Here is a 479-nt window from a genome sequence, read left to right as displayed (position 1 = left end):
ACAGTTTTATTTTTGGTAATTGGCTAAAATTCCGCGTAAACTTTGGGTTCTAAAATTCAGGTTTTTAATCAGTTTTATTTTTTCCGATAGAGTGAGCAGCATTAAACCCAACGGTTGTGTATAAGAATAGTGCGTTTTTGTATCCGAGGATTTTCCGCAGGAAAATCAGAGAGACCAAATACGCGCTATCTTTTTGATTTAGGAATAAATTTAAGCATTATTTCTTATACTTTGTTGGCAACTGGCTTTACCATTTTATAGTTATATAATATTCCAATATTCTTAAAACTATAAAAATTCCAAAAGCAATTAAAAGTTTTATGAATAGTTTCATTTTGGGTTGTTCAATCTTATTCGATTCTAATAATATTTTTATACCTCTGATTAGTTTTTCCTTATTCAGCCACAAAATAATTAAAATCAATATTTGATATAGAATAGCAGCTTTCAAAGCTCCTAAATGAACTCCAAAATAGATG

General features: G+C 28.8%; 1 pseudogene. It reads right to left on the bottom strand.

Going from position 1 to position 479, the window contains the following annotated elements:
* Positions 1 to 247: 247 nt before the first annotated feature.
* Positions 248 to 479 (bottom strand): annotated as a pseudogene (locus ACH5TX_RS00530) (hypothetical protein); the annotation flags it as partial.

The organism is Thalassobellus citreus (assembly GCF_044385915.1).
Classification (GTDB): Bacteria; Bacteroidota; Bacteroidia; order Flavobacteriales; family Flavobacteriaceae; genus Thalassobellus; species Thalassobellus citreus.
Note: the sequence above shows the minus strand (reverse complement) of the source record. Positions and strands in the feature narration are given on the sequence as shown.